This is a genomic window from Leucobacter sp. PH1c, from assembly GCF_000633415.1.
GTDB lineage: Bacteria > Actinomycetota > Actinomycetes > Actinomycetales > Microbacteriaceae > Leucobacter.
Window position 1 is genome coordinate 42,675 of sequence record NZ_AYMV01000011.1, and the last position, 24,639, is coordinate 67,313.

The following is a 24,639-nucleotide window of genomic DNA, read 5'->3' on the forward strand; positions in this document are numbered from 1 at the left end:
CGCCCGCCGTCCCGGTTCGCCGGGGCGGCGGGCGTTCTGCGTTCCCGCGCCGGCGGCCCGGGCCGCCGGAGCTGCGGGGGCTCCCGGGATTCCGGATGCCCGGCGGGCCGAGCATCCGAGGCAGTCTCGGCAGCCTCGGATCCGGGCCGGTGGTTCCGGGGAGCCCGCGCGCCTGCCAGACTGGACGCATGGCGGATACTCAGAACGGCCGGGTCGCGGTCTACCTCGACTTCGACAACATCGTGCTCTCCTGGTACGACCGGGTGCACGGACGGAACTCGTTCGCGCGCGATCGGCAGAAGATCGCGGAGGATCCCACCGCCCCGGACGTCGCCGAGCGGCTGCGCGCCGCACTCGTCGATGTGGGCGCGATCATCGACTACGCCTCCTCCTTCGGCACGCTCGTGCTCACGCGCGCGTACGCCGACTGGTCGGCGTTCGTGAACGCCGAGTACCGCTCGCAGCTCGTAGCCCGCGCGGTCGACCTCGTGCAGCTCTTCCCGGCTGCGGCCTACGCGAAGAACGGCGCGGACATCCGCCTCGCCGTCGACGCGGTCGAGGACATGTTCCGCCTCGACGACCTCACGCACGTCGTGATCGTCGCGGGCGACTCCGACTACGTGCCCCTCGCGCAGCGCTGCAAGCGACTCGGCCGGTACGTCGTCGGCATCGGCGTCGCGGGCTCCACCGCGAAGTCGCTGAAGGCGGCCTGCGACGAGTTCGCGAGCTACGACGCCCTGCCCGGTGTCGAGGCACCCGCGCGCGAGCCAGCGCCAGTGGCCCGCGGGCGGCGCGGGCGCGGTGGCTCGGGCGGCAGCTCGGCGGGCGAGGCTCCCCGTACCGCGGCGACCGAGACCGGGGAGACCAGCGCGGAAAGCGCCGGAGCAAGCGCTGCCGCGGGCACCGAGGCGGCCGACGCCGCGCCCGCGACGGACGAGCGCGCCGGGTCGAGCGATGAGCAGGCGACGGCCTCGGCATCGAACGCCGGGTCCGGCAGGGCCTCGGGCTCCGGTTCGCGCAGCCGCGGGCGGCGGGGGAGCGGCCGGGGCGGCGAGCGGGCCGAGCAGTCGGAGACCGAGCAGTCCGAGACCGAGCAGCCCGAGACCGAGTTCCCCGAGCTGCTCGACGCACTGGACGCGCTCGAGGACGAGCACGATCACGATGAGGAGCAGGAGGATCCGGATCTCGACGCGACGGGCCTCCTCATCCGCGCGCTCTGGCTCAGCCAGGACAAGGACGACTCGGGGTGGCTCTACAGCTCCGCCGTGAAGCAGCAGATGCGACGCATGGACCCCTCCTTCTCGGAGCGCGCGCTCGGCTTCCGCTCGTTCTCGGACTTCCTCAAGTCGCGCTCGGAGATCGCCGAGCTCGAGGAGACCGGCCACGAGCGGCTCGTCCGACTGCGGGACCAGAGCCGCTAGGCGATCGTCCAGCGCTCGGGCCGCTCGGCGTGCGCCCGGCAGCGGCGACTAGGCTGGTGGGATGCGTGATCCGATCCTCCTTCCCCTCGACCAGGCCGAGCTCACCGTCGATCTGAGCGGCAGCCTCATGCGCCGCACGGTGCACCCGAGCGGGCTCCGCGTGCTGACCGAGCTCATGCCGAGCGCGCGCAGCGCGTCGATCGGCTTCTGGGTGGGCGTTGGCTCGCGCGACGAGCAGTCGGAGCGCGACGACGCTCCCGGCAGCCTCGGCTCGACGCACTTCCTCGAGCACCTGCTCTTCAAGGGCACGCCGACCCGCGACGCGTACGAGATCGCGACGAGCTTCGACCGCATCGGCGCCGAGCACAACGCGCTCACCGCCAAGGAGTACACCTGCTACTACGCGAAGGTGCGCGACGCCGACCTCACGGACGCCGTGACCGTGCTCGCCGACATGGTGACGAACTCGGTGCTCGACCCGGAGGAGTTCGAGACGGAGCGCGGCGTCATCCTCGAGGAGCTCGCGATGGCGGCCGACGACCTCGCCGATGTGGCGAGCGAGCAGCTCTTCGAGGAGGTGCTCCGAGATCACCCGCTCGGCCGCCCCATCGGCGGCCTGCCCGAGACGATCCGCGGCGCGCGCCGCGATGATGTGGAGCGGCACTACCGCGACCGCTACGACCCCTCGACGCTCGTCGTGACGGCGGCCGGCGCGGTCGACCACGATGCGCTCGTCGCGCAGGTGCTCGCCGCGCTCAACGCCTCGCCCGAGGAGCGGTGGCACACCGACCGGGCGGCCGCCCCCGTGCGCCGCGCGCAGGGAAGCGACGCTCCGACGGCGGCGAGCTCCGGCGCGCCCTCCACAGGGGCCACCGCCGCCCTGAGCGAGCCCCGGGTCTGCGTCACCGCGCGCCCGAGCGAGCAGATCAACCTGATGATCGGCGCCGACGGGATCCGCTCCGGCGACCCCCGCCGCTTCGCATTCGGGATCATGAACTCCGTGCTGGGCGGCGGGATGTCGAGCCGCCTGTTCCAGGAGATTCGCGAGAAGCGCGGCCTCGCCTACACGGCGTACTCCTTCGGCGCGAGCTACTCGGACGCCGGCCTCTTCGGCATCTACGCCGGGACCGCGCCCGAAAAGGCCGCCGACGTGCTCGAGCTCAGCCGGCTCGAACTGCAGCGCATCGCCGACGCCGGGATCACGGAGGAGGAGCACGAGCGGGCGCTCGGCCAGATCGCCGGATCCTCGGCGCTCGCGCTCGAGGACTCGGACACCCGCATGGGCCGGCTGGCCCGCGCAGAGCTCGGCGCGGGGGAGCTCTACGATCTCGATAGCTCGCTCGAGCGCTTCACGGCGGTGACCTCCGAGGAGATCACGAGCATCGCGGCGGAGATCGCCGCGCGCCCGCTCAGCGTGGTCGCGGTGGGGGACGTCTCCCGTTCGACGCTGCGCGCCTCGGAGTAGTCGAGACGCAGAACGCCGCCGCCGTGGTGCACCACGGCGGCGGCGTTCTGCAATTCTGGGCGGTGGGCCGCTAGGCGCTGCGGCGCGACAGCTCGCGGAGCTTCCGCACGCCCGCGCGCCAGTACACCTGCGGCAGCGGCACGGTCTTGCCGCGGTAGAGCGACTGGACGGCGGGGATGAGGCGCTTCGTGCGCGGCGTGAGCGCGTAGTGCGCTTCCTGCGAGCGGGTGCGCGTCACGAGCATGCCGATGTCGAGGCCGCGGCCGCGCACCTCGCCCTCGCCCACCGCGCGCATCCAGAACACCTCGTCGGGGTCGGAGAGCGCCTGCCAATCGAGATCCGGCGCGATGAACTCGAGCCGTGCACCGTCGTCGAGCACGCGGTAGCGGCCGGTGCGCGGGGCCTCCAGCACACGATCGACGCCGGGGCCGGGGTACTGGATCACGAGCGTGCTCCACGTCTCCCCGTCGAGCGCTGCAGCGCGCTGCTCCTGGATGCGGGCGAGATCGAGCGCGAAGTCGACGTCCGAGTACTGCAGCACGTGGTAGGCGAAGAGCGGCAGCGTGGTATCGCCCGGCGTGAGGTTCGAGTGCGAGGAGGAGCCGCTGATGCGCGGGTTCAGCTCGCCGAGGTACACCTCGTCGGTGTCCGTGTCGAGCAGCACGCTCACCTCGAGGATGCCGCGGTAACCTTCGCTCGCGAGCCGGGCGCAGAACCGCTCGACCAAGGCGAGGGTGCGGGCCCGCGCGTCGTCCGAGAGGAGCGCGGGGTAGAGCTCGCTGCCCGCCCAGCCGCCCTGGTACGCCGTGAGCTCGGGGTGGCCCGTGATCTCGCGCAGCACGGGGCCCGTGACCGTCGCCTGCTCGGTGATCACGGCCTCGACGGCGAGGGGGAGATGGTTGATGCGGCGCATCACCTTGATCTGCGGTCCGGTGATCTCGCTCGCGACCCGGTCGAAGTCCTCCCGCGAGGCGACGAAGTACGTCGTGCGGCCGGAGTCGCCGTAGGGCAGCTGCACCACCAGGCTGTCGCCGAGCCCCGCGGCCTCGGCCTGGGCGCGCAGATCCTCCCACCCGGTGATCGTGGTGAGCACGTTCGGCACGCTCGGGGCGCCGGCCTCGTTGCCGAGGCGCGTCGTCATGATCTTCGAGTCGAGCGACTTGCGGAGGGCCACCCGGGGCATGGCGAGCTCGTAGCCGAGCGAGGCGCAGAGCGCCTCGGTCTCCTCGTCGAACATGGCGATGACGAGCTTCGGCCGCAGCCCCGCGGGCGTGTGCGCGGCGATGTACTGCTGCACCTGCTCGTTGCCGAGCAGCCAGTTCACGATGTTGATGTTGCCGCGCGGCTCGAGCGCGGGCACGTTCGTCGGGGCGAAGGCCCGGGGGTGGGCGCCGTCCCAGCTGTCGCGCAGCGTGATGTAGTGGAACGCGCCGACCCAGCGGTCGAGGCCCAGCAGGTTGGTTGCGGAGCGGCTCACGTAGAAGAACGGCTGCGGCGAATCTCGCAGGTGCTCCGTGATCTGCTCGAGGGAGGTCAGTCGCGCGCGCTGGGGGGCCGAGCCCGAGGAGGTCGTCATGGTTCGAGGGTACCCCAGCCCGATTCGGGCGGCGGGGGATCCGCAGAGCCTCGCGCGTCCCCCTGCCCCGCCGCCGGGAGCGCTGGGCGCGCGGCGCCGCGTACCGCGGCCGGTATTCTTGAGCCATGTCTGTACGAGTTGCGGTGTCCGGTGCGTCCGGCCGGCTGGGATCCCTGGTGTGCGAAGTGGTGGAGCAGACGGCGGGCTTCGAGCTCGATGCGCGGCTCTCCTCCGCGTCCTCCCCGGAGGACGGTGCGGGCGCGGAGGTGCTCGTCGATGTGAGCCACCCGGAGGCCTCGCCCGAGATCGTGGAGCGCGCGCTCGCCCGCGGCCAGCGGGTCATCGTGGGGACGAGCGGCTGGTCGGCTGAGCGCCTGGCCGGCCTGGAGACGCGGCTCGCCGAGCACGGCGGGGCCGTCCTCGTGGTGCCGAACTTCTCGCTCGGCTCCGTGCTGGGCACGGCGCTCGCGCGCATCGCCGGCCCGTTCTTCGACGCGGTCGAGATCGTGGAGGCGCACCACCCGCACAAGGTCGATTCGCCCTCGGGCACGGCGGTCCGCACCGCGGAGCTGATCGCCGAAGCGCGCGACGGCCGTGCCGTCGATGCGCCGTTCGCCGAGCAGCCCGCGCGCGGCGAGCTCGTCGCGGGCATCCCCGTACACAGCCTCCGGCTCGCCGGAGTGGTGGCGAAGCAGGAGGTCCGCTTCGGCGGGCCGGGGGAGGTGCTCACCGTGACCCACGACACGCACTCGAACGACGCCTATCGTGCGGGGATCGCCGCGGCGCTCCGTTTCATCCCCGAGGCGACGGGGCTCACCGTCGGCCTCGACGGCGTGCTCGGCCTCGACCGCGTGCTCGGCGGCGCCGCGTGAGCGCCCGGGTGCGCGCCATCATCGGCGTCGCGATCATGAGCGTGCTGCTCGTGCTCTACTTCGTGTTCGCGGGGATCCGCGCGATCGGCTTGCTCAATTCGGGCACGCTGATCCCGGTCCTCATGGGGATCGCGATGCTCGTGCTGCCGCTGCTCGGCGTCTGGGCGCTCGCGCGCGAGCTGCTGTTCGGGCGCCAGGCGACGCGCCTCGCCGACCGGCTCGCGGAGACCGGGAGGATGCCGGAGGAGCCGGTCGCCACGCGCCCCTCGGGCCGCCCGGAGCGGGCCGATGCCGACGCCGCGTTCCCGCGCTACCGTGCGGAGGTCGAGGCGGACCCCGGCTCCTGGGAAAGCTGGATGCGACTCGGCATCGTGTACGACGCATGCGGTGACCGAAAGCGGGCGAGAGGGGCGATTCGCGAAGCAATCGCGCTCGAAAAGAACGAAATCCGTGGGAAATCTTCGAACGATTAGGGAAAACAGCATCCCCTGCATAGACTCGATGCCCGAAAGGCAGGGATCGGGGCCCAGATGACCCCGCGCGGATTCCATCGACGGAATCTCCTGTAGCTGACGATGCGCACCATCACGCGCCAGAAAGCACGGTTGTCATGGCCAAGTATGACCTCAACGCCTCCGAGCCACGAACTCGAACGCTTGACTCGGTCACCGGTATCAGCAAGAAGGGTCTCCCCTCGGGCACCGTAGGGGTCATGGGCGCCCTCGTCATCGGTCTCTCGGTGTGCGCCCCCGCCTACACGCTCACGGCCGCCGTCGGCCCTGCAGCGAGCGAGGTGGGGTACCAGACTCCCGCGATCTTCCTCATGGGCTTCATTCCCATGCTGCTCGTCGCGCTCGGCTACCGCGCGCTCAACACCGCGATGCCCGACTCGGGTACCTCGTTCACCTGGGCGGCGCGAGCGTTCGGCCCGTGGGTGGGCTGGATGGCCGGCTGGGGCCTCATCGCCGCGACCGTGCTCGTGCTCTCGAACCTCGCTGGCATCGCCGTGGAGTTCCTCTTCCAGTCGATCAGCATCATCGCGGATGACCCCTCGATCGCCGAGATCTCGAGCAACAAGCTCATCAATATCCTCGTGTGCCTGTGCTTCATGGCCATCGCGACCTTCATCTCCTACCGCGGGATGACCTCGACCAAGATCTTCCAGTACATCACCGTGATCTTCCAGATGGCGATCATGATCTGGTTCATCGTCGCGATGTTCATCGGCGCCGCCGATCCCGCCAACGAGGCGGGCCGCGTGCCCGAGCTCTCCTGGTTCAACCCGCTCGAGGTCGACAGCTTCAGCGCCTTCGCCGCCGGCATCGCCGTGTCGATCTTCGTCTACTGGGGCTGGGACACCGTCCTCACCATGGGCGAGGAGACCAAGCCGTCGAAGGGCCGCCTCTCGACCGAGAGCAAGGCCGCGATGATCCTCGTGCTCATCCTCGTCGTGCTCTACGTCAGCACCGCCGCCGCGACCGTCGCGTACGCCGGCCTCGGCGACACCGGCACGGGCCTCAACAACCCGAAGATCGCGGAGAACGTGTTCGCCGCGCTCGCGCACCCCGTGATGGGCCCGGCCGCGATCCTCCTCTCGCTCGCGATCCTCGTGAGCGCGATGGCCTCGATCAACTCGACGGCGATCTCGCCCGCTCGCACGCTGCTCGCGATGTCGCACTACGGTGCGCTGCCGCCCGCCATCAAGAAGATCCACCCGAAGTACAAGTCGCCGTACGTGGCGCTCATGCTCTCCTCGATCGTCGCCTCGGTGTTCTACGCGATCATGCGCTTCCTCAGCGAGGACGTGCTCTGGGACACGATCACCGCCCTCGGCATGATGGTCTGCTTCTACTACGGCATCACGGCGCTCGCGAGCCCGTGGTACTTCCGGAAGACCGCGGGCAAGGAAGGCCTCGGCTCGGTCATCTCGAAGATGGTGCTCCCGGGCCTCGGCGGCATCCTGCTCCTTATCGTGTTCGTGCAGACCACGATCGACAGCATGGACCCCGCGTTCGGCTCGGGCAGCAACATCGGCGGCATCGGCCTCGTCGGCATCATCGGCGTCGTCGTGCTGGGCCTCGGCGTCGTGCTCATGTTCGTCCAGGCGAAGGCCTCGCCCGCGTTCTTCCGCGGACAGGTGCTCGCGAAGGCCGACGCCTCCTCGGACACCTCCGCGATGCCGGTCTTCGACGACGGGCTCGGCTCCTAGCAGGGGCTCCGGCAGCACCGGCGCCAGCGCCGCTCGCAGCGGGCCGCGGATCCTTTCGGACCGCGGCCCGCTGTGTTGTATTCGTGCGGGCGATGCGGCGCCTCGACACAGGGTCGCGAGGGTCCTGCGGCCGACGTGGGGCTCCCGGGCACGGCTCGCTAGACTCGACCCACTGGGGAGTGGCGCTCCGTCGGCGACGGGGCGGGATCGGGGAGTCGGCATGCGGGTCAAGCAATCGGAGATGTCGATCGCCGCGGCCGCGTTCCTCCTCTCGGGCACCGGCCTCGCGCTCCTCAACGCCACCGCGTTCCGGGCGGGCAGCGGGCCTCGGCCCGACCTCGTCGCGACGGCGCTCGCTGCGCTCATCGCGAGCGTCGCGATCCTGGTCGCGGGTCGGCGCTTCTCCCGCGCCGCGGCGGGCACCCTCATGGTGCTCGTGCTCGTCGTCGTGGTCCCCTCCGTGACCCGGGTGCCCTCCGAGCTCCGCGCCGTCAACCTCGGGCTCCTCTTCCTCCCGTTCTTCCTGTTCCTCGTCTGGTTCCTGCCGATGTGGTTCGCGCGGCTCCTCGGCTACGTCTGGATCGGCCTGTACGCCGTGATCATGCTCGGTCGCTTCGGGATCGAGATCTCGACCGTCGTGCTGACGATCGGGGTCACGGGCGTGGTGATCGGCGAACTCGTCGGCCGATTCAAAGGGCGGCTCGAGCGCACCTCGCTCACCGACCCGCTCTGCGACGTCTGGAACAAGCGGGGCTTCGAGCGCGTCCTCGGCTCGACCGTCACCGCGGCCGAGCGCGGCGGACAGCCGCTTGCGCTCCTCGTGATCGACCTCGACGGCTTCAAACGGGTGAACGACGAGCTCGGGCACGGTGCGGGCGACGCGCTGCTGCGGGGCTTCGCGCGGCAAATGGCGGGGCGCACCCGGCCCGAGGACGTGTTCGCGCGATTCGGCGGCGACGAGTTCGCGCTGCTCCTCATCGGCGTCGACCAGCACGAGGCGGTGCGCACCGCGGAGCGGCTGCAGCGTGAGATCACGGATCCCGCCTGGTCGTACGGCGTGGCCGAGTGGGCGCCCGGGGAGACCCCCGCGGCCTTCGTCGAGCGGGCCGATCTGCTCATGCTGCGCGCGAAGCGCGACGGCCGCGGCGAGCGCGGCGCCCGGGTGCGGCCTGCGGAGCGGGACCCGGGCACAGCGGAGCGGGACTCGGGCACAGTGGAGCGCGCCGCGGGTACACTGGACGGGTGAGCGCGAACGAGATCCCGACCCCCTACGAAGACCTCCTGCGCGAGGTGTACGAGCACGGCGATCCGAAGTCGGATCGCACGGGAACGGGCACGCGCAGCCTGTTCGGGCGGCAGATCCGCTACGACCTCTCGGAGTCGTTCCCGCTGCTCACCACGAAGCGCGTCCACTTCAAGTCGGTCGCGATCGAGCTGCTCTGGTTCCTCCGCGGGGAGGGGAACACGAAGTTCCTCACCGACAACGGCGTGACGATCTGGGACGAGTGGGCCGACGAGCACGGCGACCTCGGCCCGGTCTACGGCGTGCAGTGGCGCTCCTGGCCCACCCCCTCGGGTGAGCACATCGACCAGATCGAGCGGGTGATCGAGCAGATCCGCGAGACCCCGGATTCGCGCCGCATCATCGTCTCGGCGTGGAACGTGGCCGACCTCGACGAGATGGCGCTCGCGCCCTGCCACGCGTTCTTCCAGTTCTACGTGGCCGACGGCAAGCTCTCGTGCCAGCTCTACCAGCGCTCGGCCGACATGTTCCTCGGCGTCCCCTTCAACATCGCCTCGTACGCGCTCCTCACCCTCATGGTGGCGCAGCAGACGGGCCTCGAGCCTGGCGAGTTCGTGTGGACGGGCGGCGACTGCCACATCTACGACAACCACGTCGAGCAGGTGGAGCGGCAGCTGAGCCGCGAGGCGCTCCCGTACCCGCGGATCGCGATCCGCAAGGCGGCGTCGATCTCGGACTACACGCTCGACGACTTCGAGGTGCTCGACTACCAGCACCACCCGGGGATCGCCGCGCCGGTGGCGGTCTAGCCGTGGCCGCGGCGCGCCCCCGGATCGGGATGATCTGGGCCCAGGCCCGCGACGGGGCGATCGGCCGCGCGGGCGATATGCCCTGGCACCTGCCCGAAGACCTCGCCCACTTCAAGCGCAGCACGCTCGGCGCGCCCGTGATCATGGGGCGCCGCACCTGGGAGTCCCTCCCGGAGCGCGTGCGCCCGCTGCCCGGCCGCACGAACCTCGTGGTGACGCGGGATCCCGCCTACGACGCGCCGGGCGCCGTCGTCGTCGGCTCGCTCGACGGCGCGCTCGCAGCGCTCGCCGATCCCGCCCAGACCGAGGGGTCCGCGCGGCCCGCGGATCCCGAGCCCGCCCCCGTTGACGCGTGGATCATGGGCGGCGGTGAGCTCTACCGCACGGCGATGCCGATCGCGGAGGAGCTGCTCGTCACCCGGATCGCCCTCGATGTGCCCGACGCGGACACCGCGGCGCCCGAGATCGGACCCGAGTGGACGCTCGTCGATCCGGGGGAGGAGCGCGTCTCCTCGACCGGGCTCGGCTACCGATTCGAACGCTGGGTGCGCGCTGCGAACTAGGGAATGCGCGCTCGCGGTGAGCGCGGGCCCGCGGCGTCCGGTAGCCTAGGGTGGTGGCAAATCAGGAGAATCCCTTCGGACAGGTACTCGTCGCGCTCGTCACGCCCTTCCAGGCGGACGGCGAAGTCGATTGGCCTGCCGTGGAGAAGCACATCGACGATTGCATCGTCAGCGGCGCCGACGGCATCGTCGTCACGGGCACCACTGGCGAGACCAGCACGCTGACGGACCCTGAGAAGCTCAAACTCGTCGAGGTCGCCAAGTCGGTCTCCGGCGGGCGCGCGAAGATCATCACGGGCGGCGGCTCCAACGAGACCGCGCACGCGATCGAGCTCTACCGCGCAAGCGAGAAGGCCGGCGCCGATGGCGTGATGATCGTCACGCCGTACTACAACAAGCCGACCCAGGCGGGGCTGCTCACGCACTTCCGCATGGTGGCCGACGCGACCGACCTCCCCGTGATCCTCTACGACATCCCGGGGCGTACCGGCGTACCGATCACGTACGAGACGATCCTCCGTCTCGCGAAGCACCCCAATATCCTCGCGGTGAAGGACGCCAAGGGCGACTTCAGCGAGGTGAGCCGGGTGCTCAACCAGACTGACCTCATGTACTTCTCCGGCGACGACGCGAACGTGCTTCCGCACCTCTCGATCGGCGCGACGGGGCTCATCGGCGTGACGGCGAACATCGCCGCAGCGCCCTACCGCGCCATCATCGACGCGGTGAACGCGGGCGACCTGCACACGGCACGCGACGCGCACCAGGGCCTCGAGCCCCTCGTGCGGGCCGTCATGACCCACGTGCCCGGCACGGTCGCAGCGAAGTACATCCTCCACGGGCTCGGCCGCATCGGCAGCCCGCGCGTCCGGCTCCCGCTCGTGGGGCCGGAGGAGTGGGAGGCCGCACTCATTGAGGACGAGCTCGCGCTCGTCACCGACGTCCCGGGCGTCGACCTTTCGAACTTCAGGCCGGACCGCAATGCGGCTGCCGGCGGTGCCCTGCCCAAGATCGCAGGCACCACCCGCTAACAAACAGGAGGCTTTGTGCCCAACCCCCCTTACGCACCCCCCGCACTCGAGCAGGGGACCCTGCGCATCACGCCGCTCGGCGGCCTCGGCGAGGTCGGCCGGAACATGACGGTCTACGAAATCAACGGCAAGCTGCTCGTCGTGGACTGCGGCGTGCTCTTCCCCGAGGTGCAGCACCCCGGTGTTGACCTCATCCTGCCCGACATCACGAAGATCGAGGACCGCCTCGGCGACATCGTCGCGGTCGTGCTCACGCACGGTCACGAGGACCACATCGGCGGTGTGCCCTACCTGCTGAAGAAGCGCGAGGACATCCCGCTCGTCGGCTCGAAGCTCACCCTCGCGTTCGTCGAGGCGAAGCTCAAGGAGCACCGCATCCGCCCGGTCACGCAGGTGGTCGCGGAGGACGAGCGTGTGACGTTCGGCCCGTTCGATCTCGAGTTCATCGCGGTGAACCACTCGATCCCCGACGCGCTCGCGGTCGCGATCCGCACCGAGGCCGGTACGGTCATCGGCACGGGCGACTTCAAGATGGACCAGCTGCCCCTCGACGGCCGCATCACCGACCTGCGCGCCTTCGCGCGGCTCGGCGAGGAGGGCGTCGACCTCTTCATGACCGACTCGACGAACGCCGACGTGCCGGGCTTCACCTCGCCCGAGAAGAACATCGGGCCCGTGATCGAGCAGGTCATCGCGAAGACGCCGGGCAAGGTCGTCGTCGCGAGCTTCTCGAGCCACGTGCACCGCGTGCAGCAGGTGCTCGACGCCGCGCAGGCGAACGGCCGCCGCGTCGTGCTGCTCGGCCGCTCGATGGTGCGCAACATGAAGATCGCCGCGGACCTCGGCTACCTCGACGTCCCCGAGGGCGTGCTCGTCGACCTCAAGAAGAGCGGCGACATCCCCGATCACCGCATCGTGTACATGTCCACGGGATCGCAGGGCGAGCCCATGGCCGTGCTGAGCCGCATGGTGAACCGCGAGCACCAGGTCGAGGTGGGCGAGGGTGACACCGTCATCCTCGCGTCGAGCCTCATCCCGGGCAACGAGACCTCCGTGTACCGCGTCATCGACGGGCTCATCAAGCTCGGCGCGAACGTCGTCCACAAGGGCAACGCGAAGGTGCACGTCTCGGGCCACGCGTCCGCGGGCGAGCTGCTCTACTGCTACAACATCGTGCGCCCGAAGAACGTGATGCCGATCCACGGCGAGCACCGCATGCTCGTCGCGAACGCGGCGCTCGCGATCGAGACCGGCGTGCCGCAGAACCGCACCGTCATCGCCGAGAACGGCACGGTCGTCGACCTCGTCGACGGCGTCGCGCGCCCCGTCGGCCAGCTCGACATCGAGTTCATCTACGTCGACGGCAAGAGCGTCGGCCGCGTGACCGAGGACGATCTGCGGGACCGCCGCACGCTCGCGGAGGAGGGCTTCATCTCGGTCATCACCGTCGTGGAGACCACGCTCGGCCAGATCGTCTCCGGCCCCGACATCCACGCGAAGGGCGTCGCCGAGGAGAAGCACGTCTTCGAGAAGATCAAGCCCCAGGTGGCGAAGGCGCTCGAGGATGCCATGAAGGACGGGATCACCGATCACCACCAGCTCCAGCAGATCACGCGCCGCACCGTCGGCCGCTGGGTCGGCACGAAGCTGCGCCGCAAGGCGATGATCGTCCCGGTCGTCGTGGTGGTGTAGGGAGCATGGCGAACTTTTTCCAGACCGAACGCTGGTGGCAGTTCCAGGAGGAGCTCGGTGAGCGGGTCGTCTCGGGCTCCGGCCCGGGCTGGCACTACTTCGGTCGCATCGTGCGCGATTCGATCGGGCCGTACCTGTACCTCCCGTACGGCCCGGTCGTCGCGGATGAGCGCGGCCTCGACGCCGCGATCGCCCACGCGCGGGCGCAGGCGAAGCAGCTCGGCTGCTACCGCCTGATCATCGAGCCGTCGCTCCCGATCACCCCCGAGCAGGCGGGCGCGCGCGGCAAGCGCATGCTCACCGGCTTCCAGCCGAGCCGCACCCACGTGGTCGACCTCACGCAGAGCGAGGACGACATCATCCGCGGGATGAACACGACTCGGCGCAAGCAGTTCCGCGGGGCGGCGAAGCGGGGCTACAGCTTCGCGGAGCTCACCGACGACGCGGACTACGAACTCGGCATCGAGCTGCTCCGGCAGACGGGGGAGACTCGCTCCTTCGAGGTGCGCGACTCCGAGTACTTCACGCACTTCCGCGGCCTCGTCGACGAGGGCATCGCCCGCGTCTTCACGGCGAAGCAGGACGGCGAGACGAAGGTCGTTGGCTATGTGGTTGACGACGAGGACACGCGCTACTACCTCTACGTGGGGCGCGACACCTCGAACGTCAGCATGCACATCTCGGGCCCGTTCATCGCGTTCCTGATGCTCGACGCGAAGGAACGCGGGCTCACCACGTTCGACTTCTACGGCATCTCGGCGCGCGATGACGTCCCTGACGAGTGGACGGGCTTCACCACGTTCAAGCGGACCTTCGGCGGCCACGCTGTGCAGTTCTCGGGCGCCTGGGAGATCCCGGTGCTCCCCGCGAAGTATGCGCTCCGGCGCACGCTCGACGGCCTCCACGCGCTGCGCGCGAAGCTCGCGTCGCGGAAGACCGACGCTCCGGCCGCGGCGTCGGACGCAGCACCGAAGGAGTAGCACGGTGGGTCTCCTGCGCGCGAGCGCCGTGATGGCGACGGGTACGATCCTCTCGCGGGTCCTCGGACTCGCGAAGGTCATCGTGCTCGCCGCCGCGATCGGTCAGACGAGCTCGATCTCGGCCGACGCGTTCGCGAACGGCAACATGCTGCCGAACACGGTCTACACGATCCTGCTCGGCGGCATGCTGAACGCGGTGCTCGTGCCGCAGATCGTGAAGGCCGCGCGCAACCCCGACGGCGGCGTGGGCTACATCAACAAGGTGCTCACCTTCGTGATCGTCGCCCTGTCGATCATCACCGCGCTCGCGATGCTCGCGGCCCCGCTCCTCGTGTGGCTGTTCCAGCTCTCGTGGGGACCGGATCAGCTCGCGCTCTCCGCCGCGTTCGCGTACTGGTGCCTCCCGCAGATCCTGTTCTACGGCATCTACACCGTGATGGGTGAGGTGCTGAACGCCCGCAGCGTGTTCGGGCCGTACACCTGGGCGCCCGTGCTGAACAACGTGATCAGCATCGCCGGCATCGTGGCCTTCATGGCCTGGTACGGCGCGGACCCCGCGGGCGACCGGACGGCCGCCGACTGGACCGTCCCCGGCATCGCCCTGCTCGCCGGGAGCGCCACGCTCGGCGTTGTCGCGCAGGCCCTGATCCTGTTCGTCTCCTGGCGCAAGGCCGGACTTCAGTACCGGCCCGACTTCGTCTGGCGGGGGATGGGGCTCGGCGCGACCGCGAAGATCGCGAGCTGGAGCCTCGCCATGATCGTCGTGATCCAGATCGGCGGGTGGGTCACCTCGAACGTGGTCGGCACCGCCTCGGGATCCGGCCCCTCGTCGGCTGCGCTCGGCAACGCCTGGCTCGTGCTCATGATGCCGCACTCCGTGCTCGCCGTGTCGCTCGCGACGGCGTACTTCACCCGCTTCGCCGAGGCGGGCCGAGACGGACGCATGGCCGACTTCCGCTCCGACTTCTCGGCCTCCGTGCGGCAGGTGTCGCTCGTGATGGTGTTCGCCGCGGGCGCGATCTTCGCCGCCGCGACGTTCCTCAGCCCGCTCATCGAGCGCGGCACGCCGCTGCAGGTCGAGCAGTTCGCCCTCGTGCTCCGCACCTACGTGCTGTGCCTCGCGCCCTTCAGCTTCCTCTTCATCGTGCAGCGCTCCTTCTACGCGCTCTCCGACACGCGTACGCCCTTCATCTTCACGACGGTGCAGCAGGGCCTCTTCGTGGTGCTCGCCGTGGGCTGTCTGTTCGTGCCCGTTGAGGTGCGCGGCGCAGCTGTGACGATCGCGTACTCGGTCGCGACGACGGTGCAGGCCCTCGTCGCCACGATCCTCCTCCGCCGCAAGATCGGCCGCATCGACGGCCAGCGCGTGCTGGGCAGCCTGACCCGCTTCGTGCTCGCGATCATCCCGGCGATCATGGCGGGTCTCGTGACGAGCCTGCTGCTGCAGATGTGGGCGCCCGGCTACGGCGTGCTGCAGGCCTTCCTCTTCGCAATCGTCGTCGGCTGCGCCGTGGGCGTGGTCTACCTGCTCGCGCTCCTCGCGATGCGCTCGCCCGAGGTCGGCGAGGTGCTGGGCGTGCTCCGCAGGAAGCTCGGCAGGGGCTAGTTCGCGGGGTGGTTCCTGGTATTGGAGCCCAGCTGCCTGGCTGCCTCACGCCCCTCGCCCCTGGCCCCTCGCCCCTCGAACTTTGTGTGAGTTTGCCCCGGTTTGGGTGGCCGGATCCGGATCAAACTCGAACTTAGTTTGAGGCCGCATCGCTCGTCCCCGCGGAGTGCGGGATCAGGCGTGCGTCGGTGCGGGATTGCCTGCCTTTGCGCCCCCGGTTTGCGCCTAGGAGCAGATCGGGGCGAGTTTGATCCGCTATGAGGTGCTGATTCCGGATCAAAGTCGACCGAATCTGCCCAGGGGTGCAGGGGACCGGGTGGCTCGGTGCCCCGTGGGTCTCGCGCTGCCGGGTGTGCCTGTATTTGGGTGAGTTTGATCCGGTATGGGGTGCCGAATCCGGATCAAAGTCGAACAAATCTGCCGATGGGTGCGAGGGGACCAGGCGCGATGGGTCAAGGCACCAGGGGAGCCCAGCCCCGGCCCCAGCGCACCCGGCCTAGTACAGGCCGATGTCCTGGTACTTCGAGCGGTGCAGCTTCGCCACCACGCGCTCGCCGATGCGCTGCCAGATCCGGTACGCCCCGGAGCGCAGCGGCAGGTCGAAGGCGCCGATGTAGTCGGTGCGCTCGCGCGCGAACGAGAGCTTGAAGAGGCCCAGCCCGTAGGACGGGTGGTCCGCAGTGCTCGTGGCCCAGGCGGGGGCGATCCCGACGAGATCGATCTCGGTTGCACCGGCCTCGCGGGCGTCGAGCATCATCTGCCAGATCAGCAGGTTCGACATGCCGGGGGAGACGCGGTCGCGCTCGGAGCCGCCGTCCTTGTAGAAGGCGCGCTTGCCGATCACGATCATGTAGCTCATCACCGCGGGCGTGCCGTCGACGTCGATCGCGTAGAACCGGCCCTGCCCGGCGTCGGCGAAGCCGCGCCACAGCGATTCCGTGTACGCGCGGGGGCGCAGCGCGAGGTTCGCCGTGCCGCCGCCCACGAGCCGCATGAGCCGGTGCATGTGGCCGAACGTCTCCTCGTTCGCGGGGAGGGTGTGCACCGAGGCGCCGTCGCGCTGGGCGCGGCGGATCATGTTGCGGCACTTCTTGTCGAAGCTTGCGATGAGCTCGTCCTCGCTGCGCTCGAGCGAGACGATCGCGGTGCTGGCGCTGCCCTGGATCGCGGGGCGCCGCACGGCGCCGAGCGCGGCCAGGGGAGCGGGGGCGGGGCCCTCGAGCTCGCTCGGGTCGCTCGCGGCGATCGGCGGTTCGAACGTGATCGCGAAGACGCTGCGCGCGGTGTCGCGGGCGAGGTCGCGGAGGGCCGCGAGGTGCTCGGCGAGGCCGTCGAGCTCGGTGGCCGCGGGCCCGCGGGTCACGTACCAGAGCCGGCCGAGCAGCGGGATCCGTCGCTCGAGCACGAGCGTGACGCTCACGCGGGCGTCGCCGCGCTCGAACACGACGTAGCGGGGGTGCCAGGCGACGGTGCGCTTGGTCTCGGCGAGGGTGGTGGAGACGAGGAAGTCACCCCCGTCGGGGTTCTCTCCGAGCAGAAGGTCCCAGGAATCGATTTCTTGAGGCGTCGCGTAACGGGCGCGAAGCGCGGGTGCACTCATGACGATCGATTCTAGCCGCACCCGCGCTCCGGGGCCTCGGAACCCGCGATTCCGGGCCGGTCGGAGCGTCATCTCGCGAATGTCGGCGGTCGATCGTACCCTGAATGCATGGCCAGTAAAGCTTCGTCGCGCTCGAAATCGGAGAGCACCGGCTCGCGGGGATCCCGCGGGCAGGCTTCTCGGGCGACCGCGAAGACGAAGGTGCTCGCCGAGCCGGTCCACACGGACGGGGTCGTGGTGCGCGCCTGGAACGGGCTCGCGCACGCGGTCGGCGGCGCTGCCCGGGCGTTCCGCGTCGAGCCGCTTGCACCCGAGGATCGCCGCGACGGCGTCCCGCTGCTTCTCGTGCTCCTCGCGGTCGTCGGCGCCGTGATCGAGTGGTTCCTCATCGGCAACCCCGTCGCGGTGCAGCTGGACGCGTGGTCGTTCGGCGGTCTGCTCGGCCGCGTGGCCTTCGGCCTCCCGATCATCATGGCGGGCTTCGCGCTCTGGCTCTTCAACCACCCCTCCAGCGTGACGGACAACCGGCGGATCGCAATCGGCCTGTTCCTCGCGGTCACCGCGGTGGCGGGCCTCACGCACATCTACGGCGGCCAGCCGCACCCCCGCCAGGGGATGGCCGCGCTCGCCGAGGCCGGCGGCCTGCTGGGCTGGATGGTCGGCACGCCGCTCCTCGCGCTCACCGTCTGGGTCGCGACTCCGTTCTTCTCGCTCCTCCTTCTTTTCTCGGTGCTGATCGTCACGAAGACGCCGCCCGGGCGGATCGTGCGCCGGCTCCGCGAGGCGTACGTGTTCCTGTTCGGCGTCGTCGAGCCGGAGCCCGGCGCCGAGCCCGAGCCGCAGCCGCAGCCCAAGGGCAAGGCGAAGAAGGATCGCAGCATCGAGCAGACGCTCTTCGACATCGAGGATCAGGATCCCGAGCCGGGCGCCCTGCCCTGGTGGCGGCGCAACGCCTCCGGTCGCGAGGAGGATCCGGCGTACGCGGGGGACCAAGCGGGCCTTGACGCCGCACTCGACGGCGGCGCATCTGAGCCGGAGGTTGCCGAGACGCCGGCCCGCGCGGTCGCCTTCGACTCTGCGCTCGCGCCCGAGCCGGAACCGGCGACGGACGTCTTCGCCGACGGACTCTTCGACGAGCTCGATCAGGCCGAGGCCGCCGTCGAGCAGCTCGGCGCGGGCCCCGCGTCCGGGCTGGGCGATGACTCGTGGGACGATTTCGCGCCCGCTGCCCAGGCCTCCGACGCCGCGGCTGCCGCGCCCGCGGCCCCCGCCGCGCCGTTCGCCGTCGCGCCCGCGCACGATCCCGCGCAGCAGCTCGAGTACCGGCTGCCCGACCAGGGGGCGCTCTCCGCGGGTGACGCCCCGAAGACGCACACGGAGGCGAACGACGCGATCATGGCCGCGATCGCGCGCGTGTTCGAGGAGTTCAAGGTCGACGCGCGGGTCTCCGGCTTCTCCCGCGGACCGACGGTCACGCAGTACGAGGTCGAGCTCGGCCCGGGCGTGAAGGTGGAGAAGGTCACGGCACTGTCGAAGAACCTCTCGTACGCGGTCGCGTCGAACGAGGTCCGCATCCTCTCGCCCATCCCCGGCAAGAGCGCGATCGGCATCGAGATCCCGAACAAGGACCGCGAGAACGTCGCGCTCGGCGACGTGCTCCGCTCCAGCCGCGCGCAGCGCAGCACCCACCCGATGACGATCGGCGTGGGCAAGGACGTGAAGGGCGGCTTCGTCGTCGCGAACCTCGCGAAGATGCCCCACCTGCTGGTGGCGGGCGCCACGGGATCGGGAAAGTCGAGCTTCATCAACTCGATGATCACGAGCATCCTCATGCGCGCGACCCCGGCCGAGGTGCGCATGGTGCTCGTCGACCCGAAGCGTGTCGAGCTCACGGTCTACCAGGGCGTGCCCCACCTCATCACCCCCATCATCACGAACGCCAAGAAAGCCGCCGAGGCGCTGCAGTGGGTCGTGAAAGAGATGGACATGCGCTACGACGATCTGGCGAGCTTCGGCTTCCGCCACATCGACGACTTCAATGAGGCGGTCCGTTCCGGGAGCATTGTGCTCCCCGCGGGCAGCCAGCGCGTGCTCAAGCCCTACCCCTACCTCCTCGTCGTGGTCGACGAGCTCGCGGACCTCATGCTCATCGCCCCGCGCGATGTCGAGGACTCGATTCAGCGCATCACGCAGCTCGCCCGCGCGGCGGGCATCCACCTCGTCCTCGCGACCCAGCGCCCCTCGGTGAACGTCGTGACGGGCGTCATCAAGTCCAACGTTCCGAGCCGGTACGCGTTCGCGGTCGCCTCCGGAACGGATTCCCGCGTGATCCTGGACGAGGTGGGCGCCGAGCGCCTCATCGGCCAGGGCGACGGCCTGCTCCTGCTGAACGGCGAGTCCACGCCCATGCGCGTGCAGGGCGCGTGGGTGAACGAGTCCGAGATCGCCCAGGTGGTGGCCCACGTCAAGGCGCAGGCGCAGCCCGAGTACCGGGCCGACGTCGCGCAGGAGGCCGAGAAGAAGGAGATCGACGAGGACATCGGCGACGACCTCGAGGTGCTCCTCGCGGCGGTCGAGCTCGTCGTGACCTCGCAGTTCGGCTCCACCTCCATGCTGCAGCGCAAGCTCCGCGTGGGCTTCGCGAAGGCGGGGCGGCTCATGGACCTCATGGAGTCGCGCGACATCGTCGGCCCCTCGGAGGGCTCGAAGGCGCGAGACGTGCTCGTCACCCCCGAGCAGCTGCCCGAGGTGCTCGCCCGGCTGAAGGGCGGCGGTCCCGCACCGGCCCAGGCCGCACCGGCCCAGGTGGCACCGCCCCAGGCGGCCCCCGCGCAGTTCGCGCCCGGAGCGCCCGGAGGGCCCGGAGTGCCCGGAGCGCCGGTTCCCGGGCCCGGCCCGGCGGCCCCGGTGCACCCGGCGGCGGATCCCGCGTCCGCGTCGATGTCGCCCGCGAGCCCAGCGCCCGGAGACGGGACGGGAAGCGAAGACGGGCCGGAACAGCCCTCCGCATCCGACCCGGCGACCGCAGTGCTCGAGCCGCTCACCGATCGCGCGACGACCGCGCTCGACATCGTGGACGACCGCTACGACGATCCCATCGGGAAGTACCAGGCCGGCCTCGAAGAGGTCGACGGCGATGACGATGAAGACGCATGGCAGCTGACGGGACGGGACTGAGCGATGACTGAGCAGCGGGCGGCCGAGCGGCCGAGCAACTGGAACGCGCCGAACATCATCACGGGCGTGCGGATCCTCGCGACGCCGTTCTTCATCTGGATGCTGCTCGCCGACGGCGGCCAGCACGACGGGCTGCGGTGGGCGGCCGCCGCGTTCTTCGTTCTCGCCATCGCGACCGACGCCTGGGACGGCCACATCGCGCGCTCCCGGGGACTCATCACCGACCTCGGCAAGCTGCTCGACCCCATCGCCGACAAGTTCCTCACCGGGGCCGCCCTCGTCGGGCTGTCGATCCTGGGCGAGCTGCCCTGGTGGGTCACGATCCTCGTCCTCATCCGCGAGATCGGGATCACGATCCACCGCCTGATGATCGCGAGCGATGTCGTCGTCGCCGCCGCATGGATGGGCAAGCTCAAGACCGTCGCGCAGTCCGTGGCGATCACGCTCGCGCTGCTTCCGCTGAGCGACGTGCTCGGCTCGGCCGCCCCGATCGCGATCTGGGCGAACATCATCACGATGACGATCGCGGTCGTGCTGACCGTCGCGAGCGGCATCGACTACGTGCTCGCGTTCGTGCGCGCCCAGCGGGGCGGCGGTGCGCGCGCCTGAGAGCCCCCCGGACGGGGGAGCCCGGATCGCTGCGGCGAACGTCGTCGCGCGCGCCACGGGCGCGGGGGTGCGGATCGCGGTCGCGGAGTCGCTCACCGGCGGCGCGCTCGCGGCGGCGATCGTCTCGGTTCCCGGTGCGTCCCGCGTGCTCTCCGGGGGCATCGTTGCCTACGACACCGCGCTCAAGGCCTCGCTGCTCGGGGTGGATCGCGCGCTGCTCGCGCGGCGGGGACCCGTCGATGCGGAGGTAGCGCGGCAGATGGCGCTCGGGGTCCGCACGGCCTGCGCGGTCCCCGGCCCGGACGGGGCGCTCCGGCCCGCGGAAGTGGGGATTGCGACGACGGGAGTCGCCGGGCCGGATCCGGATCCCCAGACCGGGCAGGCGCCCGGCACCGTGTGGCTCGGCGTGAGCGCGGGGGAGCGCACGGCCGCGATTCCGCTCCGGCTCACGGGGGACCGCGCCACGATTCGGATCGCCACGGTCCATGCGGCGCTCGACGCCCTGGACGGCGTCCTCGAACGGGGCGTGAACGGCCGCATTCAGGAATACTTGAGTGCACTCGACTCAAGTTCAGGGAAGTTTCAGGAATAGTCGGGGTAGTGTCGGGGTTGTTCCCAGTGACGCCACCCAGACTGGGTGGAGTTCCCGCGAAGACGAGAAGCGTGTCAGCGGGTAGGGTGGATGCACAACCCGCAGGGAAGTGCAGTGAAGGAGGTTCCACATGGTGCTGATGCGTCAGGAGATCGGCGACGTGCTCCGTGACTTCCGCCAGCAGAAGGGCCGCACGCTGCGTCAGGTCGCCGGCGACGCGAGCGTCGCGCTCGGCTACCTGAGCGAGGTCGAGCGCGGCCAGAAGGAGGCCTCGAGCGAGATCCTCGCCGCGGTCGCCGATGCGCTCGATACGCCGCTGTCCGTGATCATGGGCGAGGTGAGTGAGCGACTCGCGATCGTCGAGGGGCTCTCGCTGCCGCTCGCGAACCGCGTACCGGACACGGTTCCCGCGGAACTCGTCTCGGGCTTCGCGCCCGAGCTCGTGTCCTAGCGCGTGCCGCAGGTAGGCTTCCGCGCGCGCGTCGCGCGGCCAGAGCGCCCGATCCCTCCGGGGTCGGGCGCTTCGCCGTTCCCGTGCGCTCTCGCGCGCCTGTGCGAGGCGGGTGCGGGATGCGGCTGAGCGAGTTTCGCCGCGCCTGCGCCGAGGAGTTCGGTGCGGAGTACGCGGGCGTCCTGCTGCGCGATCACTGGCTCGCGCCCCTCGGTGGGACGCCCGACGAGGCGCTCGAGCGCGGCGTGCCCGCGCGCGAGGTGTGGGCTGTGCTGTGCGCGGATCTCGGCGTGCCCGTCGAGCGCCGGCACGGGCGCGGCCTGATCGACCCGCGCGACTGAGCGGCGGATCGCAGCGACGTCGATCTGCCGCAACACGCCGAGGCCGTGTTCGAACATGTGTTCGATCGGTGCTACCTTCGTCCCCAGGTGAGCTTCGTGCAATTCGCTCCCCAGGATGCCGCCGCCCGGCGCGAATGTCGGAGGGTGCTTCTAGGGTGTGAAACACGAACACACCACATGCCTTGTCTGCCCCACGCGGGGCCGAGACAGTCGGTAGGCAGCACCGTAGCGGAGCGATCCGCCCACACAGAAGGAGCACGAAGATGGCAGCACCCAAGGACCGCGAGAAGGCACTCGAGGTCGCACTCGCCCAGATCGACAAGAACTTCGGCAAGGGCGCGATCATGCGCATGGGCAGCCAGGAGCGCGCCCCCGTCGAGGTCATCCCCACCGGCTCGGTCGCGCTGGATGTCGCGCTCGGCATTGGCGGGCTCCCGCGCGGGCGCATCGTCGAGATCTACGGCCCCGAGTCCTCGGGCAAGACCACGCTCACGCTGCACGCGATCGCCAACGCGCAGCGCGCGGGCGGTATCGCGGCGTTCATCGACGCCGAGCACGCACTCGACCCCGAGTACGCGAAGAAGCTCGGCGTGGACATCGATGCGCTGCTCGTCGCCCAGCCCGACACGGGCGAGCAGGCGCTCGAGATCGCGGACATGCTGATCCGTTCCGGTTCGGTCGACCTCGTCGTGATCGACTCGGTCGCGGCGCTCGTGCCGAAGGCCGAGATCGACGGCGAGATGGGCGACAGCCACGTCGGCCTGCAGGCCCGCCTCATGTCGCAGGCGCTCCGCAAGATCACGGGCAGCCTGAACGCGACGAAGACCACGTGCATCTTCATCAACCAGCTCCGCGAGAAGGTTGGGGTGTTCTTCGGCAGCCCCGAGACCACCTCGGGCGGAAAGGCGCTGAAGTTCTACGCCTCGGTGCGCCTCGATATCCGGCGCATTCAGACGCTGAAGGACGGCACGGAGGCCGTGGGCAACCGGACCCGCGTCAAGGTCGTGAAGAACAAGATGGCCCCGCCCTTTAAGCAGGCCGAGTTCGACATCCTCTACGGCATCGGGATCTCGCGAGAGGGCTCCCTGATCGACTACGGCGTGGAGCAGGGGCTCATCAAGAAGAGCGGCGCGTGGTTCACCTACGACGGGGATCAGCTGGGCCAGGGCATGGAGAACGCCCGCCGCTTCCTCATCCAGCACGCAGACATCGCGGCGGAGATCGAGGAGAAGATCCTCACGAAGCTCGGCGTCAACGGACGGGGCGAGGAGCCCGCAGCGGACTCGAAGGCGACGCCCGCGGAGGGCGCCGCGGCCGAGGCGCCGGCGAAGGCACCCGCCGCGGCGAAGGCCGCAGAGCGCGCGAGCGCGTAGCCGATGGCCGTCCGTTTCCTCCCGCCCCCCGGCGAGCCCGATGCGGGGGCGGGAGTGGACCGCGGTGACCTCGCCGAGGTGATCGAGCTGCGCGGACTGCTGCGGCAGCGGGCGTGGGCCGAACCGGCCGCCCCAGCGGAGGCTCCGGAAACATCGGCGGCCTCGGCCGCCCCCGCGGAGTCGGAGCGGATCACTGAGGTTTCGGAGGCCGCTGAGGTTTCGGAGGCTGCTGAGGCGACCAAGGCCGCTGACACCACGGAGGCTTTCGTGGCCACCGAGGCCGCTGAGGTCGACCCCGAGGTGTCCGCAGCCCCCGCCGCGGCTCGGTCCGCCGTCATCACGGCGCTCGGCGATCATCTCACCCGGGCGAGCGAGCTCACCCGGGCCGGGGGCCTGGGGCCGGCCGCGGCCGCAGGCCGGGGCGCCGAGCCGGTCCGTGACGCGGCCGCCGAGGACGTGGCGATGCCGGTCGAGGCACTGGACGCGGGCGAACCGGAGGGCGCGGAGGACGGCCTGCAGGCGGCCACGGACGACGGGGTGCGGCTGCTCGCCCGCCGTGCCCGTTCGAGCGGCGAGCTCCGCGAGGAGCTGCTGCGGCTCGAGCACGCCGCACTGGACGTCGACGCGGTCATCGCCGACTTCGAGGAGCGCCTCTACCTGGACGACGCGGGGCTCGCACGCGCCGTCACCGAGAAGCTCCGCGACACGAAGCGATCGAGCCGCTCGCAGATCCGGATGAAGCTCCGCGAGCGGCGCCTGCCGGACGCGGTGATCGAGGCCGCGCTCGGCGAGCTCGACGACGATGAGGAGTTCACGCTCCTCCGCGAGGCCGCGGTTGCCCGCGCCGGGAAACTCGGTGGGCTCGACCGCGCCGTTGCGGAGCGGCGCCTCCTCGGGTTCCTTGCCCGGCGGGGGTGGTCAGGCGAACCCGCCAGCCGCGCCGTGCGCGAGGCCCTCGATGGCGTCGGCGGCGGCTCGCGCCGGGGCCGCGGCGCGAGCGGCGTCCGCTTCGAATAGGGGAGCGGTTCT

Annotated in this window: 21 protein-coding genes; 19 read left to right on the forward strand and 2 right to left on the reverse strand. The window is 70.6% G+C overall.

The features are described 5' to 3' along the window. Positions 1-188 precede the first annotated feature (188 nt). Both U874_RS15910 and U874_RS0103850 read left to right on the forward strand, forming a co-directional pair. Positions 189-1,421 carry an NYN domain-containing protein gene (locus tag U874_RS15910; RefSeq protein WP_025133227.1) on the forward strand — a complete coding sequence of 411 codons (1,233 nt, stop codon included), beginning with the start codon at positions 189-191 and terminating at the stop codon, positions 1,419-1,421. Positions 1,422-1,482: 61 nt separating this feature from the next. Continuing rightward, positions 1,483-2,886 carry a pitrilysin family protein gene (locus U874_RS0103850; protein ID WP_025133228.1) on the forward strand — a complete coding sequence of 468 codons (1,404 nt, stop codon included), beginning with the start codon at positions 1,483-1,485 and terminating at the stop codon, positions 2,884-2,886. A 70-nt stretch (positions 2,887-2,956) separates the two neighbouring features. Here U874_RS0103850 and U874_RS0103855 read toward each other — a convergent pair whose 3' ends face one another. Then, entirely contained in the window at positions 2,957-4,462 is a 1,506-nt protein-coding gene (locus U874_RS0103855) for a hypothetical protein (protein ID WP_025133229.1), read from the reverse strand. 125 nt (positions 4,463-4,587) lie between these two features. Between U874_RS0103855 and dapB the strand changes: the two genes are divergently transcribed. The 10 genes from dapB (at position 4,588) to murJ (ending at position 15,467) form a co-directional block, all read left to right on the forward strand. Continuing rightward, entirely contained in the window at positions 4,588-5,334 is a 747-nt protein-coding gene (dapB, locus tag U874_RS0103860) for a 4-hydroxy-tetrahydrodipicolinate reductase (RefSeq protein ID WP_025133230.1), read from the forward strand. Then, a complete protein-coding gene (locus U874_RS0103865) occupies positions 5,331-5,807 on the forward strand; it encodes a hypothetical protein (protein ID WP_232755863.1) in 477 nt (158 codons plus the stop codon). The genes dapB and U874_RS0103865 overlap by 4 nt, the downstream gene beginning before the upstream one ends. A 137-nt stretch (positions 5,808-5,944) precedes the next feature. Next, entirely contained in the window at positions 5,945-7,543 is a 1,599-nt protein-coding gene (locus U874_RS0103870) for an APC family permease (RefSeq protein ID WP_025133232.1), read from the forward strand. 220 nt (positions 7,544-7,763) lie between these two features. After that, positions 7,764-8,789, forward strand: a complete 1,026-nt coding sequence (locus U874_RS14655) for a GGDEF domain-containing protein (RefSeq protein ID WP_025133233.1) — start codon at positions 7,764-7,766, stop codon at positions 8,787-8,789. Next, on the forward strand, positions 8,786-9,595 hold the full coding sequence (locus tag U874_RS0103880) for a thymidylate synthase (RefSeq protein ID WP_029987599.1): 810 nt from the start codon (positions 8,786-8,788) through the stop codon (positions 9,593-9,595). Before U874_RS14655 ends, U874_RS0103880 begins: the two co-directional genes overlap by 4 nt. A gap of 29 nt (positions 9,596-9,624) precedes the next feature. Next, positions 9,625-10,158, forward strand: coding sequence for a dihydrofolate reductase (locus tag U874_RS0103885; protein ID WP_025133235.1), 534 nt, complete (start codon positions 9,625-9,627; stop codon positions 10,156-10,158). A 53-nt stretch (positions 10,159-10,211) separates the two neighbouring features. Continuing rightward, positions 10,212-11,189: a 4-hydroxy-tetrahydrodipicolinate synthase gene (gene dapA, locus U874_RS0103890; protein WP_025133236.1), complete on the forward strand. Its 978-nt coding sequence runs from the start codon at positions 10,212-10,214 to the stop codon at positions 11,187-11,189. A 15-nt stretch (positions 11,190-11,204) separates the two neighbouring features. Then, positions 11,205-12,881, forward strand: coding sequence for a ribonuclease J (locus U874_RS0103895; RefSeq protein WP_025133237.1), 1,677 nt, complete (start codon positions 11,205-11,207; stop codon positions 12,879-12,881). A gap of 5 nt (positions 12,882-12,886) precedes the next feature. Beyond that, positions 12,887-13,861, forward strand: coding sequence for a peptidoglycan bridge formation glycyltransferase FemA/FemB family protein (locus tag U874_RS0103900; protein ID WP_025133238.1), 975 nt, complete (start codon positions 12,887-12,889; stop codon positions 13,859-13,861). A 4-nt stretch (positions 13,862-13,865) separates the two neighbouring features. Beyond that, positions 13,866-15,467: a murein biosynthesis integral membrane protein MurJ gene (gene murJ / locus U874_RS0103905; protein ID WP_025133239.1), complete on the forward strand. Its 1,602-nt coding sequence runs from the start codon at positions 13,866-13,868 to the stop codon at positions 15,465-15,467. Between the two features lie 496 nt (positions 15,468-15,963). Here the strand turns inward: murJ and U874_RS0103910 are convergent, their stop codons facing one another. Further along, positions 15,964-17,067, reverse strand: coding sequence for a GNAT family N-acetyltransferase (locus tag U874_RS0103910; RefSeq protein WP_025133240.1), 1,104 nt, complete (start codon positions 17,065-17,067; stop codon positions 15,964-15,966). A gap of 108 nt (positions 17,068-17,175) precedes the next feature. Between U874_RS0103910 and U874_RS0103915 the strand changes: the two genes are divergently transcribed. From U874_RS0103915 to U874_RS14660, 7 genes are all read left to right on the forward strand, one after another. Next, positions 17,176-20,244 carry a DNA translocase FtsK gene (locus U874_RS0103915; RefSeq protein ID WP_025133241.1) on the forward strand — a complete coding sequence of 1,023 codons (3,069 nt, stop codon included), beginning with the start codon at positions 17,176-17,178 and terminating at the stop codon, positions 20,242-20,244. 3 nt (positions 20,245-20,247) lie between these two features. Then, positions 20,248-20,853, forward strand: coding sequence for a CDP-diacylglycerol--glycerol-3-phosphate 3-phosphatidyltransferase (gene pgsA / locus U874_RS0103920; RefSeq protein ID WP_025133242.1), 606 nt, complete (start codon positions 20,248-20,250; stop codon positions 20,851-20,853). After that, positions 20,840-21,445, forward strand: a complete 606-nt coding sequence (locus U874_RS0103925) for a nicotinamide-nucleotide amidohydrolase family protein (protein WP_025133243.1) — start codon at positions 20,840-20,842, stop codon at positions 21,443-21,445. The genes pgsA and U874_RS0103925 overlap by 14 nt, the downstream gene beginning before the upstream one ends. A gap of 130 nt (positions 21,446-21,575) precedes the next feature. Then, the gene (locus tag U874_RS0103930; protein WP_025133244.1) at positions 21,576-21,896 is read left to right on the forward strand and encodes a helix-turn-helix domain-containing protein; all 321 of its coding nucleotides are present in this window, start codon (positions 21,576-21,578) and stop codon (positions 21,894-21,896) included. 119 nt (positions 21,897-22,015) lie between these two features. Beyond that, a complete protein-coding gene (locus U874_RS0103935; protein ID WP_025133245.1) occupies positions 22,016-22,237 on the forward strand; it encodes a DUF3046 domain-containing protein in 222 nt (73 codons plus the stop codon). 263 nt (positions 22,238-22,500) lie between these two features. Continuing rightward, on the forward strand, positions 22,501-23,610 hold the full coding sequence (gene recA / locus U874_RS0103940; protein WP_025133246.1) for a recombinase RecA: 1,110 nt from the start codon (positions 22,501-22,503) through the stop codon (positions 23,608-23,610). A 54-nt stretch (positions 23,611-23,664) separates the two neighbouring features. After that, positions 23,665-24,627 (forward strand): regulatory protein RecX, encoded by a 963-nt coding sequence (locus U874_RS14660; protein ID WP_157834205.1) that lies wholly within the window; start codon positions 23,665-23,667, stop codon positions 24,625-24,627. Positions 24,628-24,639 lie beyond the last annotated feature (12 nt).

What these genes read in the sequence shown, in the direction of transcription:
- U874_RS0103935 (WP_025133245.1), top strand. Translation starts at nt 22,016, where the DNA reads ATGCGGCTGAGCGAGTTTCGCCGCGCCTGCGCCGAGGAGTTCGGTGCG.
- dapB (WP_025133230.1), top strand. Translation starts at nt 4,588, where the DNA reads ATGTCTGTACGAGTTGCGGTGTCCGGTGCGTCCGGCCGGCTGGGATCC.
- U874_RS15910 (WP_025133227.1), top strand. Translation starts at nt 189, where the DNA reads ATGGCGGATACTCAGAACGGCCGGGTCGCGGTCTACCTCGACTTCGAC.
- U874_RS0103930 (WP_025133244.1), top strand. Translation starts at nt 21,576, where the DNA reads ATGGTGCTGATGCGTCAGGAGATCGGCGACGTGCTCCGTGACTTCCGC.
- recA (WP_025133246.1), top strand. Translation starts at nt 22,501, where the DNA reads ATGGCAGCACCCAAGGACCGCGAGAAGGCACTCGAGGTCGCACTCGCC.
- U874_RS0103900 (WP_025133238.1), top strand. Translation starts at nt 12,887, where the DNA reads ATGGCGAACTTTTTCCAGACCGAACGCTGGTGGCAGTTCCAGGAGGAG.
- pgsA (WP_025133242.1), top strand. Translation starts at nt 20,248, where the DNA reads ATGACTGAGCAGCGGGCGGCCGAGCGGCCGAGCAACTGGAACGCGCCG.
- U874_RS0103910 (WP_025133240.1), bottom strand. Translation starts at nt 17,067, where the DNA reads ATGAGTGCACCCGCGCTTCGCGCCCGTTACGCGACGCCTCAAGAAATC.
- U874_RS0103915 (WP_025133241.1), top strand. Translation starts at nt 17,176, where the DNA reads ATGGCCAGTAAAGCTTCGTCGCGCTCGAAATCGGAGAGCACCGGCTCG.
- U874_RS0103870 (WP_025133232.1), top strand. Translation starts at nt 5,945, where the DNA reads ATGGCCAAGTATGACCTCAACGCCTCCGAGCCACGAACTCGAACGCTT.
- U874_RS0103855 (WP_025133229.1), bottom strand. Translation starts at nt 4,462, where the DNA reads ATGACGACCTCCTCGGGCTCGGCCCCCCAGCGCGCGCGACTGACCTCC.
- U874_RS14655 (WP_025133233.1), top strand. Translation starts at nt 7,764, where the DNA reads ATGCGGGTCAAGCAATCGGAGATGTCGATCGCCGCGGCCGCGTTCCTC.
- U874_RS0103850 (WP_025133228.1), top strand. Translation starts at nt 1,483, where the DNA reads ATGCGTGATCCGATCCTCCTTCCCCTCGACCAGGCCGAGCTCACCGTC.
- U874_RS0103885 (WP_025133235.1), top strand. Translation starts at nt 9,625, where the DNA reads ATGATCTGGGCCCAGGCCCGCGACGGGGCGATCGGCCGCGCGGGCGAT.